This window comes from Cupriavidus phytohabitans (assembly GCF_000426345.1).
Lineage (GTDB): Bacteria > Pseudomonadota > Gammaproteobacteria > Burkholderiales > Burkholderiaceae > Cupriavidus.
The window spans coordinates 43,948-61,223 of sequence record NZ_AUFE01000012.1; the positions used below are offsets into that span (position 1 = coordinate 43,948).

Genomic DNA, 17,276 nt, shown 5'->3' on the forward strand with positions numbered 1-17,276 from the left:
AACTCCTTAGAAAGCGCGGATCATGGCGAGCGCGCAAATGTTGCGCGTCCGTACCTCTGCGCCGCCGTCTGCGTTGACAGTGATGGTGTGGTTGTGAGCGCCTGCGTTGCCGATGCCTACGTTATGGCCGTGCGAGCCGTCACCGTTGATTGAGACGCCCGTATAGGCGCCGTAGGTGCCGCGCTGGCCGTACTTCGTCAGGTCGAGCCAACTACCGCCCGACGCCGCGCCTTGGCCGTCCCAGTCTGTTGCCGGCGGTGGCACATCGTAGGTGTGCGCGTGGGTCGGATCGCTGACGCCGTGACCGTGCCAGCCTTGCGCATCAGTCCAGGCCGTATGTGCGTGGTCGCCGACAGCCGTAGCCGACGCGGTGTGCGCGTGGGTCTTGTTCTGGCTGTCCTGGAATACGCCGATGCCTCGGCCAACGTCAGCGCCACGCCCGTCATCCCAAAAGCGCAAGAACTCGCCCCGGTACTCAGGAATGCGGAACGTATTGCTGCCGTCGCCGTGCGAAAAGCATCCCCAGGAACCGGCCAGCCACGCGGCATCTGTAACGATGGCGCCGCTCGCCTGAGCGTAGGCCCACAGCTCGGGGTAGTCGGCACGGTTCAGAAGCGCACCGTTCAGCTTCAAGCATCCGGCGCGCGCGGTGGTGCGTGGCTCGATGATGATTTGGCCGATCGCGGCGTTGAGCAGGGTCGACATGACCCAGGCAGTGGTGGCGAGCTTGCGCGTACTGTCGCCGGCCGGCGGAGTGTCGGCGGTCGCATACCCTGTCACCTGCAGCTTGGCGCTGCTGCCGTCATCGGCAGTGGACCCGATCAGCAGATTGCCAACGTCCGTCAGGATCATCTTTTGCGATCGCACCACGGAGCCGGGGGAGGTGGTCCGGAATTCCAGGTGTGTGCCGCGGGCGGCTGACGTCCAATTCTCGCTGGGACGCGCGTCGATCTGCGCGCCGGCGACGATGCCGGCGCCATCCGAGCCGCAAAAGTTGATTCGGGCAATGTAGTCGCCGGCGAGCACAGCCCCCTGCGTGCCGATGGTGTTGCCGCGGGACTTCCCGATGTTCAGGCCGGCCGGATTGGTGTCATTCGAGAAGCGCGACGTGCTCATGTAGCCGTCGTTCCCGGTTCCTGCATTCTGTACGCCGGCAATGCCGGTATCACCGACAGAAAACTCGGCAGACAAGCCGCGCAGCAGGCGCCCAGCGAAGTGCGACGCGCCGTTGACCTGTAGCAGTTGGCCGCTGTCAGTCGTAGTTCCGATCAGCAGCTTGCCTGCAAGGTAGTTCGAAGCCGAACCGTCCGCGTACACGTTCCACTTATCCGGGCCTGCAATCAGCCGAAGCCTGGCGCCGATCTTGCGCACGATGTTCGAATGTGCGAGGTCATTCACCATGAAGCCGGCGTACTCAGTCACTGTCGCGCTTGCGCCAACAGCAGGCGATGGAGCAAAGAAGCCGACCAGGTTCGCCATCGTAAAAGCGGCATCCTTGACACGCGGCACCGCGCAATAGGTGGCGCCAGCGGAAGTCGTTGCCTCGTTGAACTCGACGTTGTTGTAGATGCCGTACTGCGTAGAGGCGCCACCAGGCACCGTTAGACCGAGGCGGAAAAGAGCGGCAGACGACATTTGGCCGAGGGCCATGTATCCGTCCGCGTTGAACCAGAACGTGCCTACGTAAGAACCGGGCGCGGCCGTCGTGTCGAAGGCAATCGACATCGTGCTGCCGTCCAGCATCAAGCGCGCATTGCGCGTCCCTACGGAGCGGTCAATCAGTTGCACGCCGGGGCCGTAGGATTCAATCGCCAGGCCACCATTCGGACCTGCGGCCGCCTGTGTATTGCCGCCATCGACGATTCGCGCGGTGGGTGCATTGATGGCGTCCCAGCCAGACGTTTGCACGCCGATGACGCCGCCGGCCTTGTCGAACTTGTTGCCGAGCTGGGTTGTGATGGTGGTCGCAAAGTTCGGGTCATTGCCCAGCGCCGCGGCCAACTCGTTGAGCGTATCGAGCGTGCCAGGAGAGGATGCGACCAGGTCGGCGATAGCGCTCGCAACAAATGCCGTGCTGGCCGCCTGGCCGCTGTTCGTGCCCTTGGCCGCGGTTGGCACGATCGGCGTGCCGATAAAGGTCGGGCTGTCGGTAATTGCCAGCTCGAACCACGCCTGCCATACGTTGTCCCGGCGGCGACGGAATACAACGCGGCTGCTGCTGTATGGGAAAAATAGCTGCATTCCGGCGGTGCCATAAACACGATGCAGGACAACGCCGGAGCCGAGGTTCATCGGGATATTGGTTGTGGCGCCTGTCACGTACAGAAGCCCACCAGGCACCGTTGCATCGTCCATGTCGCCGATGCTGCCGGTCGTATCCGTGCCGGCGAACCCAAGAGCCTTGAGGCGAGCGAGCAACTTCTTAGAAGTCACTGCGCGCGCGTCGTCGGTTCCGCCGTCGACCTCGCTTTGCGTCGCGATCTCCAGCAAGCCAGTTCGCGTTTCCGTCGCAGTGCGCGACGCTAGCCCGGCCGGCGTCACGGCGCGCGTTGCATCGGTGCCGGTCTGCGTTTCGGTGTTGTCGGCCAGCTCGACCAGACCGGTGCGGGTCGATGTGGCGGTGCGCGATGCCAGGCCGGCCGGCGTGACGGCGCGTGTGTCGTCGGTGCCTTCCTGTGTTTCGGTGTTGTCGGCCAGCTCGACAACTCCCTGCACGGTCGTCGTCGCCGGAGGGTTCAGGAACGAAGTGTCCCCGAATGTCAGCAACGCGGCATCGATCGTGGTTAGCAGGATATCGGTCGCGAGCAACATCATTGCCGCCGGCGACTTCTCCAGGATCGGAGTGTTCTGGCCGTAGGTGCCCAGCAGGGTCCCGTTGTCCAGGTACAGGCCGAACCCGTACATGGTGTACTGGTCGGCCGAGTTGTCCGTCATGGTGACGTGGACTGTGTCGGGGGCAACGGTATCTCCCGCGACGGTGGTCAGCCGCGGCACGCGCTCGTTCGGTAGCGCGGTCAGGCCGTCATCGTGGATAAATGGGGCGGTAGCAATGCCGACCGACACGACTTCGCGTGAAACGGTGCCGGTGTTGTCCGGGTTGACCAAGGCGGCGCGGCCGGCGCTGGTGAGCTTGAAGAGAAGTCCTGGCATGTCTCAGGCGTCCGAAAGAGAGAGGCGGGTGTAGATGGCAGCGCGCGCGCCGCCGCCGAAGGCGAGGCCACCCTGCGCCTGCAGGCCCTGGGTGACGGTGTAGTGGGCGCGTACGGGCTTGGTCCGGTCGATCTCCGCAATCACGTCTGCGACGAAGTCCGCCGTCGCCGCCTGCCCATCGCGGCCGCTGATGGTCAGGACCAGGGAGAACGTGCCGGGCTGGCCCTTCGGGTTGAGCTGCCACCACTCGCGCAGGGCGATGTTTGCGCCGAAGGCCGCGACGACCTCGCGCACGGCGGCCGCGGTACCGTTTTTGCGTGCGATCGGGATGGCTGCCTTGACGCGGGCGCGCTTGACCTGGTCGGGCCAGTAGGCTTTCCAGGCGTCGACGCCCATGTGCCAGGCGAGCCAGGGCAGCACGGAAATCGGTATCTCGTCGGGCCGCATCAGCGCGCGCAGGGGCGACGGAACGTCGCCGAGCTGGGCATTGGTTTTGGCCAGGTTGCGCTCGAGCGGTGTCGTGTTGCGCGGCAGCAGGTTAGCCATAGATGCCACCGTGCTGAATATCGGTGCCGGTGCAGTAGGTTGCCTGGGTCTGGGTCGCGTTGACGTTGGCCAGCGGCTCCAGCAGCTCGACGCGCTCGACGCCGTCGACGTGCAAGGCGGCGTAGAGACCCGACAGCGTGACCTCGCGTCCGATCCGGTGCGTTTCCGCCGTATAAGCTCCCAGGTGCATGTTGGCCTCGGTAAGCACCACGCCCGAGTCCGGGCCGGGGAACGTGTAGATCTTCGCGCGTACCTGGTAGGGCACGATTTGCGCCGACTGAACCGTGACCTGGTCGGTCAGGGGGCGCACATCATCAGCGCCCAGCACGCCGGCCACCGCGTCTATCAATTCCTGCGGCGCCTGGCCGTTGCCTTCCCGGGAGAGGATCGTCACCACGACTTCGCAGGGCGCCGGGCTGGTCGCCAGGGCGTCAAGGACGCGGCCATCTGCGCCGAGCGCGTGCGAACGGTAGGCGCCGGCAGGGCCAGCCACGGAAAAGCCCTGTGGCGCGAGCTGAACGCGCTTGCGGAAGTCCGTATTGCTCTCCATCACCGCGGCGATCCCGTTCTCGGGATCCGCGGGTGTGATGGTCAGGCGCTCGACGCCGAAGAGCGCACCGAGGTGGTCCAGGTCGGCGTCACTGGCGTAGGCGAGCATGACCGCGCGCGCCGCATCGTTCACCCGCTGGCGCAGCACCATCTCGCGGTAGGCGGATTCCTGCAGCGACTTGACGATCGGCTCGGATTCGAGCTTGAGCGTCGCTTCGACCTCCGCTCGCTCTGACTCGGGATGCAGCGAGACGAAATGCGCCTTTCGCTCGGCCAGCAGCGTTTCGTAGTCGATCACTTCGACTACGTTCGGTGCGGGCAGGCGGGACAAATCGATGGGTGTTGTGGTCATGGGTTGCCTCCACGCAGCGGGATGCGCAGGCTGGTCGCCTGAGCGCGCGGCCCGTCCACCCGCTCGGCTTCGATGTCGATAAAGAGCGCACCATCCGCGCCGGCCTCGAACGACACGCGGGTGACCCGCAGCCGCGGCTCCCAGCGAATCAGGGCCATGACCGAAGCAGACATCGCGCGCAGCAGCGTGGCGCGGTGCAGGGGCTGATCGACCAGCTGCGGCAGCAGCGAGCCATAGTCACGCCGCATCACGCGGGTGCCGATAGGCGTGGTGAGGATGTCGCGTACCGACTGCACGATGTGCTCGCGGTCCGTCAGCGCACGGCCCGTGCTGGCGTTCATGCCGCGGTAGGTCACCGGATGTCCTCCGTCCAGGCGCTGCCGGACAGGACGCCGCCGTGGTCGTGATCGTCCAGTACCACACCGTTGGACGACAGCGCGCCGTCGGTGTGGGTGAGGTTTCCGCGGATCTGCGTGCCGGCGCCGCCGCTGCCACCCTGGCCGGACATGCCGCCCTGATAGGTGAACAGGCCTTCGACGGTGACCTTCCCCTTGAAGATGGTCTGAGGGCAGTCCACCACCACCTCCTGGCCAGCCCGGAGCAGCACGGTATTTACGCCGCTCACCTCCAGCGCGCCGGCTGCGTGGTTGTAGCGCGTGCTGGCCCCGTCCGGGTACAGGGTGACGGTTTCGTCAGCGCTGTGGCTGGGGACTGTGTGTGCGTCGGAGGGCAGGCCCGTCAGGATGATGCCGTTGCGCGGCTCCCCGCTCGGGCACAGCATGACCACCTGTTCGCCGACGGTCGGGGGGTTCCAGGTGCGCGTCGCGCCGGCGCGCTGCTCGAGCCAGGGGAGCCAGTCGGTGGTGATGCCGCCGGTGGCGATGCGCACGCGCGGTGGCGTGCCGGTTTCGACCTCGGCAACGGTGCCGAGGCGAATCAGGTTCTCGATCAGGCGGGCGAGTTCGGTGGTGGAGTCCATGCCCGCCAGCGTGCCGTGCGCGCGCGAGCCCGTCACGCGGCGGGTGTTGTGGCATCAGCCCGTACAACAGCCGGTATCAGGCGGTGAGATGCGCGAGGACGAGTTCGGTGATTCGGTCCACGTCGGCGTCGTCAAAGCCGAGCAGCTCGCGCTGCGGGTACGTGACCTCGAGCCCGGCGCGGTTGACACGGTCACGCAGCCCGAACTGGTGTACCGCAGCGATGCGATGCGCGCGGCCGACAAAGGTCACGACCGCCGTGTCCGGGCTTGCCTCGGTCTTGAGGAAGCGGGTAGTGCGCAGGCGCGCAAACATCGCGCGGCGCACGCGCCCCGGACGCAGCCGCAGTTGCGGTTTGCGCGGTTCATAGGCCGACCCGTCAGGATTGCGCTGCTCGGCGATACGGGCGCCCTGGCGGCGGCGCATCTCCGCGGCCACGGCCCGCGCCAGCGCGCGCTGCGCTGGCGCCTCCAGATTCGACAGCAGGGCGCCTGCCCATGCCTCCAGGGCGCGGAAGTCGTTCATGGCACCACCGGCCGCCACGTGGATGGGTCGTCGTCCTCGTTGACCGGTTCCGGGCGGTGCTCTACCTGGTAGCCGGTCCCACTGACGCGCACAGTGACGCGCTCGGTCAGCGGCAGCTTCAGGGCCAGATCCACGGTGGTGTGGTTGAGGATGTCGGCCTCGAATTTCACGCCATCCTCGCGCTGGGTTGGGCTGAAGAACAGCTCGGGCTGGTTGGCGCGCAGCCAGGCCAGCACCGGCACCATGATCTCGTCGGAGCCGGCCCCAAAGTCGGTTACGATCAGCGTCAGCGTGTATCGGTACTCGAACGAGAGCGTCTTGGCGCCGGTAGCCACCAGTCGCCCTTCGTCCACGAACACGTGCAGCTTCTCAGGGTGGCGGGCCAGATCCGGTACCGCTGCCGTCAGCGCTTCGCGCAGACTGTTGGGCTTCATCATGGCGCAGGTGCCTCCCCAATGATCGTCGCGCCCTGGTCACGCAGCAGCTGCTGCAACGCGCTCAGCTGCTCGGCGTTGGCGCGACAGCTGGTGTAGTTGCCGGCAACGGTGCCGGCGACGGCAGAGAGTGCAATTCCCGAGCCGGCCGCATCAGAATCTCCGGCACCCGGACCGAGCACGGTGCCGGCAGCGGCGGCGTCATGCATGCGGACAAAGCCAACGGGAACAGTGCAAGCGGCATCAGCTTGAGCGGGGACATAGCGCGGGATCTCCTTGATGATGGTGTCGCCCTTGACATAGACGGTCTGCACGCGGTCGACGTACTCGGTCACCTTGATGACGCCGGCCTCGGTGCTGTCGAGCTGTGCCCGGAAGCTGGCGGTGATCGCTTCGGCGTCGCTGGCGCGCTGCTGCGCTGCCTTGTAGCGGTCGGTCATCCAAGCGCCCGTGCCGGCGACGCCCAGCACCAGCACGGCGCCGGCGAGAACGAGAGCCAATGTTCGGTTCATGCTGGCTCCTTTTCTTCGGCGTCATAGCGTGCGAAGGCGCGCGCCAGCTTCACGTCGTACAGGTTGTCCCGGTATGCCGGGCCGTTGTAGAGGCTGGCGAACGTCGGCCATCGGCGCGCCTTGAGCGCCTTGTGCAGCGCTGGGTCGGTCAGGACGAAGCGCAGGAACGCGTCGAGCTGCGTGCTTTCGCTATCGCACATGCACGCCGAGAACGCCTGCACGCTGGCGTAGCCAAGGCGCTCCCAGTGATAGCCCATCACCTGGAACAATCCCCAGCTGGCGGCGGCCAGCGCGCAGGCTTCATCGATCTCGGCGGCGCGGGCGAGCCGCATGTGCTCCGCAGCACCGCCCGCATAGCCGCCGCGCGCGGGCTTGACCAGGTTCGGGAACTGCCGTGCCAGCGCATCGGCGTCGCGACCGGCCGCGCCCAGCTGCCGGTACATGATGTGCCGCTCGAACAGGATCACCGGGCGCCCATCCGGTAGGAAGCCAGAACCGCGGCTCTCCACCTCATTCACCGCCCGCACCGCCGCCAGGGGCACATCCAACCTTGCGGCGGCGCGCTGTAGATCGGCGGCGCTCAGGTGCCGTGGCTGCCGCGTGTCGCGCTGCAGGGCCTGCAGCGTCTTCGGGCCGGCGATGCCATCGACCACCAGGCCGTAGCGTGCTTGCGCGGCCCGCACGGCGGCGAGCGTCACGGCGTCAAAGTCACCTGTCAGGTCGAGCCGCGCGCCGCGCTCGCGCAGCAGGCGCTGCAGCTCGCGGACGTCCGCGCCGACTTCACCGGGTCGCAGGATAGTCATCGCAGGATCTCCGCAGGAATCGGACGAGCCAGGAGCAACCGCCGTCGGTCTCCGTCATGCGGAACAGCTCCACCACATTTCCCCGCACGGCATACACCGCCAGGCACAGCACCGTGGTGATGCCGCTCTGGGCGAGCATCGCCCACTCGTAGCGACCGAACAGCACGCCGATGGTGACGGCGCCCGCCAGCACAATCAGCGCGTAGGCCAGTCGTGCAGCCCAGGGTCGGTGAGCGGCGCCATCGCGCCGGAACAGCAGCAGGCGGATGGCGATCAGCGCGCAAAGCGCCGCCTGAATCATGAAGAGGATCGTCACTTGTTGCCTCCTTGTCCGTTGCCCCGGAAGATCCCGACAAGCCAGTCGCCGTTGCCAGCCAGGCGGATCAGAACCATCAGGAGCTTGACCATCACCGCCGAGGCCACCAGTGCCCCGACGCCATGGCTTACCTCCGCGTCGGTGGGCAGCGCCTTGGCGATCAGCGCCGCGGCCAGCGGTGCGGCAAGGCAGCCGGCCACGATGGACAGCACCAGGAAGGCCAGCTTCTTGGCGGTCGACATGTCGTCGGAATTGAGAGCGAACACCGCAGCGCCGGCGAAGGCACCAAGCACCGTCGCCGCGTCCACGCCTGGCAGCAGGGTGATGGCCCCAACGCCGGTTACGGCAATGGCGGTGGTGGTGCCGGTGGAAATGGGTTCAGCCATGGTCGAATCCTTGGGTCAGTCCCACAGCTGCACGCGCTGAACGGCCGGCTGCGGAGAGGTGTCGGGCAGGTCGATGACCGTACCGTGGGGGAGGACCGGACCGAGATCGGCCAGGCCGGGATTGGCCGCAAGCACGGCCTCGGTGACGCCGGCGGTGCGCCCGTAGACGCGCTGGCATACCGCGTCGACGGTGTCGCCTTGCAGGGCTCGCACGCGCATCAGATCAGCTCCACGGTGCTGCGGGTGATGCCGAGCAGGTCGCTGATGGCCCACCGGGCGTCGCGGCGCAGGTCATCCACTGCCTGCAGTAGCGCCTCCGCGGCCTTGTTGCCGGACGCGGTGGCGTCGTAGTCGCGGTATCGCTCGATCAGCCCGGCGCGCGCCTGGCAGTACAGCGCACGCAAGTAGCGGTGCAGGTTGGCGGACTTTCCGTCGATCTGCGCGGCCGGTACCGCCTGCAGGGAGGCATGGCCGGCGGCCTGCTGGCCGGCCTTCCAGGCGTCCAGTTCCGCGTTGACCGACAGTGCCGCCTCGACCAGGGCCGCGCGCAAGCGATCCGGTGTCACAGTGCCGTCCTGGCGCATCGCGGCCAACGCCTGGTCAACCTCGATGTCCGGGAAGAAGCCATCGTTGACGATCAGGTTCTGGCCGGCGCTCGCTGGGGCGGTGGCGATGAAAGATGACATGGGTTCGCTGGTCGTGGAGGCGGTGGACGGGGCAACCTGCAGGGTTGGCCGGCGCGAGGCCGGTGCGCCCCTCGGATGCCCCGTGCCGCCTGATGCGCGGGGTCACGCTCGGTGTCAGCCGCGGCCGTCGCCCTCCTTGGCGCCGGCCGGTGCTGCGTTCTTGATCTCGCGCTCGAGGCGCTCGATGTCCTTCTTGACGCCGACCTTGTCATGCAGCTCCAGGGCGCGGCGCAGGTTGCGCAGGGCGAACTCGCGCCGGTCCTGCTGCCGGTCGGGTGCCGTGGTGTCGACCAGGGCAGCGTGCGCGTATCCAATGGCTTTGTGCAACTTGGCGCGCACCTCGTCGGGCATGTCCTGGTCGTGGACCAGCGCGCCGATCTCGCCCAGGGTGTCGACATCGACCGACTGTCCGGCCTCCACGGCCTTGATCGTCATGGTGGAGTACTCCTCCGCGATCAGGCAGGCGGTGGTGCGCTGGTACTGGTCGGGCATCACCAGGCCATGCCGGATGGCGTAGCGCGCCAGTGGGAACGCGCCGGCGAAGTCGCCCACGTCGATGTGCCAGACCATCACCGACATGAAGACCTCGTCTTGCACACCGGTGTCGGCCTCCAGCACCCCTTGTACCCAGGCTGCATAGGCGGGCAGCATGGCGCGCTTGGCGTCGGCCTTGCGCTCGATCGACTGGATCTGCTTGAGCTGGCGCTTGTGCTCGGCCAGCTGCGCCAGCATCAGCTCATGGCCGGAGGCGTGGCGCAGGGGGTTGTCGGCCTCGGCCGAGGCTGCCACCCGCTGGGCGCTCACGCGCAGGAAATGGTTGCGGGCGGGGCTCGTCATGCCTGTGCCACCTCGATGTTCTCGGCCATCGCGGCGCAAGCCAGGTCCTCGACCACGTATGCGTCGTTGTTGGACTCGTAGTTCTCGATGCGGTCGCGCTTGGCGTTGTCGACGATCGTGCGGCGGCGCGAGCCTTCCTGGTAGTAGATCGACAGGTTGTCCAGGCGCGTGACCAGCAGCGCATCGGGCGGGAAGTAGGGCACCCGCACCGCAGGCAGGTTGCCGATGCGCTTCTGGCTCATGATGATGTCCGCTGCCAGCTTCTGCGTCGGGTCGCGGTCCTTGTTCAGCAACGGGAAATACTTGTCGGCCAGCAGCTGGCGACCGCACACCACCACCAGGTCGGGATCCTCGGCATACCACGGCGCCACCAGGTGGCTGCACATGTCGAACACCAGGGCGTCGAGGCTGGCATAGTCGCGTGCAGCATCGGTGTCCGGGCCGCCCACGACAATCTTGCCGACGGCCTTGCCTTCCTTGATCACGCGCTCGGGCGCTTCCTCGCGCAGATGCTGCAGCCAGCCCTTGTTGACGTCCTGCAACATCGGATTGGTCGCGCGGTTGGACGTGGCGGCGCGGCTGACGCCGTTGAAGCCGATCATGATCCGGTCCAGCGCCTGGCGCCGCAGGATGGCGTCGCGGATCCGTGTCTGGAAGTCGGGGAACTTGGCCCATGCATCCAGCATGCGATAGGTGATGTGGGTGTCCGAGTTGGTCTGCTCGCAGCGGTAGCGGCGGTCATCCAGCGATGCGATATCGCTGGTCTGCCGGTCCTGTGCCGCGGTGTCGGTGGTGCTGGCCACCGGGCCGGACACGCCGAGACCGATCTTCTCGCCTTCCTGCTCGGTGACACCGTAGACGTTGATCCGACCGAGGAACTCGCTGGATTCCTGCACCTTGGTTTCCAGCTTTTGCTGGACGCTGGGCTGCACGCTGAACTTGCGGTCCACGCGCTCGACGCCGTTGATCTCGGCGACTTTGGCTTCGTATGCCGCGTACAGGCGGCGGGTATCGTTGCGCATTGAGTTGGCTCCGGGATGGGTGGTGTTGTCGCTGTCCGGCGGCCGGCTCAGCAGTCGGTTTCGATGACGGTGCCGTCGCCACCGGTGGCGGGCGGGCGGCGGGTGAAGTCTTCCTTCTTCTCCAGCGCGCCCCTGAGCGTGCTGAATTCTTCCTTGCCCTTGGCCTGATCAGCCTGCAGGGCATCCAGCCGCTTCGTCACGCCATTCATGGCCTTGGTGAAGGTTTCGCCCAGCGTCTGCACTTCCTTGGCAACGGTCTGTACGGCTTCCTGCGTGTCGGCATGGCGGGCATCGTTCCCGGCTTCCGACTTGTCCTGGCGCGCGAACAGTTTCTTGATGCTCGCCGCAAAGCCGGCGGCGGGCACGGAGACGGCGGTCTCGGCGGTGAAGTCCAGTTCGACGGCGACAGCTTCGGAGAAGAGGTTGTTCGGATCCTGCTTGCGCTCGGCCAGGGGGTTGGCCTTCGCCTTGGCGCTGAATTGCAGCATCTCGCAGCCCAGGCTTGCCGGGTTGTCGGTAACAGCCAGGCCGACCAGATACGCTTCACCGGAGTCGGCGAAATCGGGATTCACTTCCATCGAGCAGAAGACCTTCTGCCGCGCTTTGTTGAAGGCGATCAGTTCGGCCGTCGGGTCGAGTTGCGCATACAGGCGCATCTTGCCGCCTTCCTCTGCGGTCTTGAGCGCCAGCACGTCGCCATATGCTTTGAACGGGCCATCGGGCACGATGCCGCGGATGTGTTCCAGGTTGATGCGTGCCCCGTAGGTGTTGGGGTCATAGCTGGCCGCCATCTGCACCAGCATCTCGCGGTCGATCACGCGGCCGTCGCTGGTCGCGCCTTCGGTGGCAATGCGGAAAAACTTCGGATTCTTGCCGGCCATGGGTTCCTCATTGGTGGTTCGGTCGTGCTGCCATCTTGGGCGGCGTGCCGCGCGCGGGCAACGCTGGGCTGTTGTGGGCATCCCTGGCACAACATGGGCGACGTGGCACGCGCGCGCGCGACCGGTAGCGTTGCGGCATGACTACGCTTCCCCCGCTTTCCCTGCACTCGTTCGACCCTGAAATGGAACCGCGGCGCATCGCGCGCACGCTCTATTGGCAGGGCTATCGCGTCGCGCGTATCGCCGAAATGCTGGGCGTCAAGCCGGTGACCTTGCACAGCTGGAAGCGCCGCGAGGGATGGGACAAGGTGGATGCCGTGGAACGCATCGGCACCAGCATCGAGGTACGCATGGCGCAGCTGGTGGCGAAGGAGATCAAGGAGGGCAAGGACTACAAGGAGATCGATTTGCTGGGCCGGCAGATCGAGCGCCTGGCGCGCGTGCGCCGCTACGAGGACAGCGGGAACGAGGCAGATCTCAACCCGAAGGTGGCGAACCGGAACAAGGGGCCGCGCAAGAAGCCCGAGCGCAATGCGATCAGTGATGAAGAGCAGGAGCAACTGGTCGACGCCTTCTTGGATTCGATGTTCGCCTATCAGCGCGTCTGGTATGAGGCCGGCCTGGTCGAGCGTATCCGCAACATCCTGAAGAGCCGGCAGATCGGCGCCACCTGGTTCTTTGCCCGCGAAGCGTTCATCGACGCGCTGACCACCGGCCGCAACCAGATCTTCCTGTCAGCCAGCAAGGCGCAGGCCCACGTTTTCAAGCACTACATCATCCAGTTCGCCAAGGACGCCGCCGGGGTCGAGCTGAAGGGTGATCCGATCGTGCTGCCCAACGGCGCCACGCTGTACTTCCTCGGCACCAACGCGCGTACGGCACAGAGCTACCACGGCAACCTTTATCTGGACGAGTACTTCTGGATCCAGCGCTTCCAGGAGCTTCGCAAGGTGGCCTCCGGCATGGCCATCCATGCGAAGTGGCGGCAGACGTATTTCTCAACGCCATCGAGCCTTGCGCATGAGGCATACCCGTTCTGGTCCGGCGCGCTGTTCAACCGCGGCCGGAGGAAGGACCAACATGTGCAGGTTGACGTCAGCCACGCCAATCTGCTCGCGGGTCGGCATTGCGCCGATGGCCAGTGGCGCCAGATCGTGACCGTCGAGGACGCCGTGCACGGTGGCTGCAACCTATTCGACCTGGAGCAGCTGCGCCGCGAGTACAGCGACGCGGACTTCGAGAACCTGCTGATGTGCGGCTTCATTGACGACACCGCATCGGTGTTCCCGCTGTCGATGCTGATGCGGTGCATGGTGGACAGCTGGGAGGTGTGGGATGACTTCCGGCACTGGTCGCCGCGGCCACTCGGCAACCGCGAAGTGTGGGTCGGCTACGACCCTAACGGCGGGGGCGGGGACAGCGCGGCGCTGGTCGTCGTCGCGCCGCCGCTGGTGGCCGGCGGTAAGTTCCGGGTGTTGGAGAAACACCAGTTCCGCGGCATCGACTATGAAGAGCAGGGCGCCGCCATCCTCAAGGTCTGCGATCGCTACAACGTGACCTATATCGGCATCGACCGCACCGGCGTGGGTGATGCCGTCTACAAGGTGGTGCTCAAGGCGCGCCCCGACGCGCAGGGCTTTACCTACTCGGTCGACGTAAAGACCAGCCTAGTGCTCAAGGCCACTGACGTGATCAGCAAGGGCAGGCTGGAGTTCGATGCTGGCTGGACGGACTTTGCCGCGTCGTTTATGTCGATCCGCAAGACCACCACCGCCGCGGGCGGCCGCGTGACATACCAGGCCGGCCGCTCGGAAGAAACCAGCCACGCCGATCTGGCCTGGGCGTGCATGCACGCGCTGGCCCATGAGCCGATCGAGGGCGTGACCACCACCAACACCAGCATTCTGGAGTTCTCATGACCCGCAAGAAATACCGCGGCGCGTCTAATGGCGCCGCCGCTGTGACGGCCGAACCGGCGCGCACCGCCTCTGTGGAGGCGTTCAGCTTCGGCGATCCGGTGGCAGTCCTGGACCGCCGCGAGCTGCTCGATTACGTGGAATGCATGCGCGTCCGCGACTGGTACGAGCCGCCGCTGCCGTGGGATGGCCTGGCGCGCAGTTTCCGTGCCGCCGTGCACAACAGCTCGCCGATCTACGTGAAGCGCAACATCCTGGTCTCCACCTTCATCCCGCACAAACTCTTATCGCGCTCGGCGTTCGCACGCTGGGTGCAGGATTTCCTGGTGTTCGGCAACGGCTATCTGGAACGGCGTGACAACGTGCTGGGCCAGCCCGTCGGACTGGAACCGGCCATGGCCAAGTACGTGCGCCGCGGCGTGGATCTGGAGACCTACCACTTCGTGCAGAACTGGCAGGACAAGCACACCTTCAAGGGCGGTAGCATCTTTCACTTGCTGGAGCCGGACATCAACCAGGAGGTGTACGGCCTGCCGGAGTACCTGTCAGCACTCAATGCCACCTGGCTCAACGAGTCTGCGACGCTTTTCCGCCGACGCTACTACAAGAACGGCAGCCACGCTGGCTTCATCCTGTACATGACCGATGCCGCGCAGAAGCAGGAGGACGTAGACACCCTGCGCAAGGCGCTCAAGGAGTCCAAAGGGCCAGGCAATTTCCGCAATCTGTTCATGTACGCGCCAGGTGGGAAGAAGGATGGCATTCAGCTGCTGCCGGTGTCGGAGGTGGCCGCCAAGGATGAGTTCTGGAACATCAAGAATGTGACCCGCGACGACCAGTTAGCCGCGCACCGCGTGCCACCGCAGTTGATTGGGATCATCCCGAACAACACGGGCGGATTTGGTGACGCTGAGAAAGCGGCAATGGTTTTCGCCCGGAATGAGGTCAAGCCGCTGCAAGATCGGTTGATGGAAGTGAATGATTGGATAGGGCGGGAAATCGTGCGCTTCGAAGACTATCAGCTCTAAGTGGCCGTCCGCTGGGCACTCGATTCGGTTGTCCAGATAGACCAAGTCATCGATTCGGCGTAGAGCTCAAGAAGGTCCTGAGTCGGCATGTCTTTGTAGTCGTTGAACGTTGGCCAGCCGGAGATCCTTTCCAGCAGCTGTTCACGCGTGAGGCCTTTATGGGTGTCAAGGAGCCACATGAACATCTCGAGCGGATCCTTGATTGTGCGGCCTGCTGAGGAGTCGATTCGCCCAAAGAAGGTTGTGGGATGTCTTTTGTAGGCGCGCAGCTCTGCGTCAGAAAGCGGTGTGTTCACGATAAATTGTCTTCCATCTTCCAACTGGTAAATTCCGGCTGCCGCCTGGTCCGCTTCCATCACCACTGCCTGGACAAGCCTCCCTTTGGCCCAATCACCAGACGGGCTTGTCGGAATGTCGTACCAGTTGCCAACAGTTAGACGCGTCTGACCTTCGCCGAAAGCGACCTCGGGATCCTGACCGTCAAACGTCGCAGGCACCCCACTGTGATCGCGCATTGAGTCGACCAGGTTGTGGATGTCTTGATGCCTTTGCAAGGCTGAATATGCCTGTCGCAGCGAATGGAACGGTGTGTCCAGCTTGAATTCCGGGATCTGGAAACCCTCGCCGAGCACGACGGTGCGTCTCACCTCGCCATCTAAGTCTTGCTCTGACGGCGTATTCGTCAGGAACACATAGGCCGGCGGAAGCGGTTCCCCATGAAGAGAACGGCCTTCGAAGCGACGTAGATCCTGCAACGCGTGCCGCATAAAATCCGGCAATGTGTTGCCTTTCTGATTGTCAGGCACGCCAACGTCGAGAAAGACAATCCTAGGGTATGCCGCTTGCTTTCGAAGCGCCTTCTGAAGCCGCTTGCCGAGCCTGAATTTCAGTACACCTGTTGCGTCGCCGCGGTTGCGGTGTTTTGCCTCTACCGAGTACTTGTTACCACTTGCCTTGCACGTCGCGACGAACTCACAATGAGTGGTGGCGCGGTCGTCTTCATCCTCGAACTCGATATCGAATCCCGCGCGGATCATGGCGGCTGCCACATAGGCTTCGTATCGGGCGCCGGGAAACATGTCCGGATTCTTGAGTCGGCCGACCAACTTTCTCTGGAGTTCGGCGTTGTGGTCCATCGCATAGAGATCATATGCCAGGCGTAACCATGCAGCTGCTGCGCCATTCGCTTCTGCTTGCTGTACCCGCTTTCCATCGAGCCCAGATCGCTGCTGTAGCCTACAGAGGCTGTCATACCACTGAAGAATGGGGTGTCTATCACCCAGTGGTTTCTTCAACTCAGCGTTGCCCCAAGCAGGCTCGAGCACGCCCATAAGGTACGAGCCTAGGAAATCGTGGAAAGTTTTCCCTTTGATGTGATAGATCTTGTTCCGTACAGCGACGACTTGACCGCCGGCGAACTCGGTGCTGATGATCGGTCTACCTAGGCCCTGCTGCGCTATACGCTGCGCTTCCTTTGCCTGGTGTTGTGCTTGCATTTCAGCAATGGCTTTCGCAAAGTCGCCAATTGGGATGTCGCGGTGCTGGGCCGATGCTATTGATCCGTGGCAGCGCTTGTACTTCTTCCCGCTTCCACATGGGCAGGGTTTATTGCGTCCCACTTTTGATATCACAGCAGCCGCTCCTTGGTAGAAGGTTCGCTGCGAATTCTTGCACACCGCTTCGCACAGTGCGACCTGTTCTAAAACCTGGTCGCCGGTAAGTCGTTGACGGCCTCCCATAGTCGCGCGTAGAGCGCCTCTATCCCTTTGGATTCCTGCACTACCTGGTCACCAACCACCACGCCCGCGTGGCGCCACGCTTTCGAGCTGGCAGAGGCATCCGGGCACGGCGCCTCATTTTTGCCGCGACCTCGGACCTTGACCCTTGGCGCGCGGTGGAGACCCCGCCTCACCCGCCCGCTTCATCGAGTGGTTTTTATGCGCCTGCATAGACGGCCCAGCGTGGCCCCAGTACTAGCGCCGCGGACAGTTGGAAGGGTGCATCGATCTATGCGGATTTATGCACCTTGGCACGCACCGACCGGCATACCGACGGTGCTCCTCTGCCTGGCGTGCGTCTGGGAGCCCTCCACCGCCAGTGGCGTCATTGGCAAGTTGAGGATCGGGTGGGGGTCGGGAACAAGGTAACCTTGGTAACCAGTCCCGAAAATCAGCCGTAAGTCTTTGATTTATAAGGGGCCGGGTAGTTACCTTGAAAAGGTAATCTGAGGTAACCAAAAAGGTAACCTTTCGCTAAGTCTTTGATTTTATTGAGGATCGGATTCTATGAAGGTTACCTTTTGAAAAGGTAATCTGGTTACCCTAAAGTTACCCCGCTATTACCTTTTTGCTGGATC

General features: G+C 64.6%; 18 protein-coding genes and 1 pseudogene. 2 read left to right on the top strand and 17 right to left on the bottom strand.

Annotated elements, in window-relative coordinates:
• Nucleotides 1-6: 6 nt before the first annotated feature.
• The 16 genes from K309_RS39195 to K309_RS0111705 all read right to left on the bottom strand — a co-directional run bounded on the left by K309_RS39195 (nucleotide 7) and on the right by K309_RS0111705 (nucleotide 11,976).
• Nucleotides 7-3,150 (bottom strand): phage tail protein, encoded by a 3,144-nt coding sequence (locus tag K309_RS39195; RefSeq protein ID WP_051320423.1) that lies wholly within the window; start codon nucleotides 3,148-3,150, stop codon nucleotides 7-9.
• Nucleotides 3,151-3,153: 3 nt separating this feature from the next.
• Complete coding sequence (locus K309_RS0111635; protein WP_029046573.1) at nucleotides 3,154-3,696, bottom strand: phage tail protein I; 543 nt, start codon at nucleotides 3,694-3,696, stop codon at nucleotides 3,154-3,156.
• The gene (locus K309_RS0111640) at nucleotides 3,689-4,597 is read right to left on the bottom strand and encodes a baseplate J/gp47 family protein (protein ID WP_029046574.1); all 909 of its coding nucleotides are present in this window, start codon (nucleotides 4,595-4,597) and stop codon (nucleotides 3,689-3,691) included. The genes K309_RS0111635 and K309_RS0111640 overlap by 8 nt, the downstream gene beginning before the upstream one ends.
• Complete coding sequence (locus K309_RS0111645) at nucleotides 4,594-4,938, bottom strand: GPW/gp25 family protein (protein ID WP_035877291.1); 345 nt, start codon at nucleotides 4,936-4,938, stop codon at nucleotides 4,594-4,596. Before K309_RS0111645 ends, K309_RS0111640 begins: the two co-directional genes overlap by 4 nt.
• An 11-nt stretch (nucleotides 4,939-4,949) precedes the next feature.
• A complete protein-coding gene (locus K309_RS0111650; RefSeq protein WP_029046576.1) occupies nucleotides 4,950-5,576 on the bottom strand; it encodes a phage baseplate assembly protein V in 627 nt (208 codons plus the stop codon).
• A 76-nt stretch (nucleotides 5,577-5,652) separates the two neighbouring features.
• The gene (locus K309_RS0111655) at nucleotides 5,653-6,099 is read right to left on the bottom strand and encodes a phage virion morphogenesis protein (RefSeq protein ID WP_029046577.1); all 447 of its coding nucleotides are present in this window, start codon (nucleotides 6,097-6,099) and stop codon (nucleotides 5,653-5,655) included.
• Nucleotides 6,096-6,536 carry a phage tail protein gene (locus K309_RS0111660; RefSeq protein ID WP_029046578.1) on the bottom strand — a complete coding sequence of 147 codons (441 nt, stop codon included), beginning with the start codon at nucleotides 6,534-6,536 and terminating at the stop codon, nucleotides 6,096-6,098. Before K309_RS0111660 ends, K309_RS0111655 begins: the two co-directional genes overlap by 4 nt.
• A complete protein-coding gene (locus tag K309_RS0111665; RefSeq protein ID WP_029046579.1) occupies nucleotides 6,533-7,045 on the bottom strand; it encodes a hypothetical protein in 513 nt (170 codons plus the stop codon). The genes K309_RS0111660 and K309_RS0111665 overlap by 4 nt, the downstream gene beginning before the upstream one ends.
• Nucleotides 7,042-7,848 carry an N-acetylmuramidase domain-containing protein gene (locus K309_RS0111670; RefSeq protein WP_029046580.1) on the bottom strand — a complete coding sequence of 269 codons (807 nt, stop codon included), beginning with the start codon at nucleotides 7,846-7,848 and terminating at the stop codon, nucleotides 7,042-7,044. The genes K309_RS0111665 and K309_RS0111670 overlap by 4 nt, the downstream gene beginning before the upstream one ends.
• Nucleotides 7,826-8,164 (bottom strand): phage holin family protein, encoded by a 339-nt coding sequence (locus tag K309_RS0111675; protein WP_029046581.1) that lies wholly within the window; start codon nucleotides 8,162-8,164, stop codon nucleotides 7,826-7,828. Before K309_RS0111675 ends, K309_RS0111670 begins: the two co-directional genes overlap by 23 nt.
• Nucleotides 8,161-8,550 carry a putative holin gene (locus K309_RS0111680; protein WP_029046582.1) on the bottom strand — a complete coding sequence of 130 codons (390 nt, stop codon included), beginning with the start codon at nucleotides 8,548-8,550 and terminating at the stop codon, nucleotides 8,161-8,163. Before K309_RS0111680 ends, K309_RS0111675 begins: the two co-directional genes overlap by 4 nt.
• Before the next feature lie 15 nt (nucleotides 8,551-8,565).
• Complete coding sequence (locus K309_RS0111685) at nucleotides 8,566-8,769, bottom strand: tail protein X (RefSeq protein WP_029046583.1); 204 nt, start codon at nucleotides 8,767-8,769, stop codon at nucleotides 8,566-8,568.
• Nucleotides 8,769-9,236 (bottom strand): head completion/stabilization protein, encoded by a 468-nt coding sequence (locus K309_RS0111690; protein ID WP_029046584.1) that lies wholly within the window; start codon nucleotides 9,234-9,236, stop codon nucleotides 8,769-8,771. The genes K309_RS0111685 and K309_RS0111690 overlap by 1 nt, the downstream gene beginning before the upstream one ends.
• Before the next feature lie 114 nt (nucleotides 9,237-9,350).
• Nucleotides 9,351-10,073 carry a phage terminase small subunit gene (locus tag K309_RS0111695; RefSeq protein WP_029046585.1) on the bottom strand — a complete coding sequence of 241 codons (723 nt, stop codon included), beginning with the start codon at nucleotides 10,071-10,073 and terminating at the stop codon, nucleotides 9,351-9,353.
• Nucleotides 10,070-11,095 (bottom strand): phage major capsid protein, P2 family, encoded by a 1,026-nt coding sequence (locus K309_RS0111700; protein ID WP_029046586.1) that lies wholly within the window; start codon nucleotides 11,093-11,095, stop codon nucleotides 10,070-10,072. Before K309_RS0111700 ends, K309_RS0111695 begins: the two co-directional genes overlap by 4 nt.
• Nucleotides 11,096-11,142: 47 nt before the next feature.
• Nucleotides 11,143-11,976 carry a GPO family capsid scaffolding protein gene (locus tag K309_RS0111705; RefSeq protein WP_029046587.1) on the bottom strand — a complete coding sequence of 278 codons (834 nt, stop codon included), beginning with the start codon at nucleotides 11,974-11,976 and terminating at the stop codon, nucleotides 11,143-11,145.
• A gap of 137 nt (nucleotides 11,977-12,113) precedes the next feature.
• Here K309_RS0111705 and K309_RS0111710 point away from each other — a divergent pair, with 137 nt between their 5' ends.
• Together K309_RS0111710 and K309_RS0111715 are read left to right on the top strand one after the other, a co-directional pair.
• Nucleotides 12,114-13,895, top strand: coding sequence for a terminase ATPase subunit family protein (locus K309_RS0111710; RefSeq protein WP_029046588.1), 1,782 nt, complete (start codon nucleotides 12,114-12,116; stop codon nucleotides 13,893-13,895).
• Nucleotides 13,892-14,920: a phage portal protein gene (locus K309_RS0111715; RefSeq protein WP_029046589.1), complete on the top strand. Its 1,029-nt coding sequence runs from the start codon at nucleotides 13,892-13,894 to the stop codon at nucleotides 14,918-14,920. The genes K309_RS0111710 and K309_RS0111715 overlap by 4 nt, the downstream gene beginning before the upstream one ends.
• Before the next feature lie 1,550 nt (nucleotides 14,921-16,470).
• On the opposite strand, the pseudogene K309_RS43945 reads toward K309_RS0111715, so the two are convergent.
• A pseudogene (locus K309_RS43945) lies at nucleotides 16,471-16,551 on the bottom strand (SEC-C metal-binding domain-containing protein); the annotation flags it as partial.
• Nucleotides 16,552-17,276: the final 725 nt, after the last annotated feature.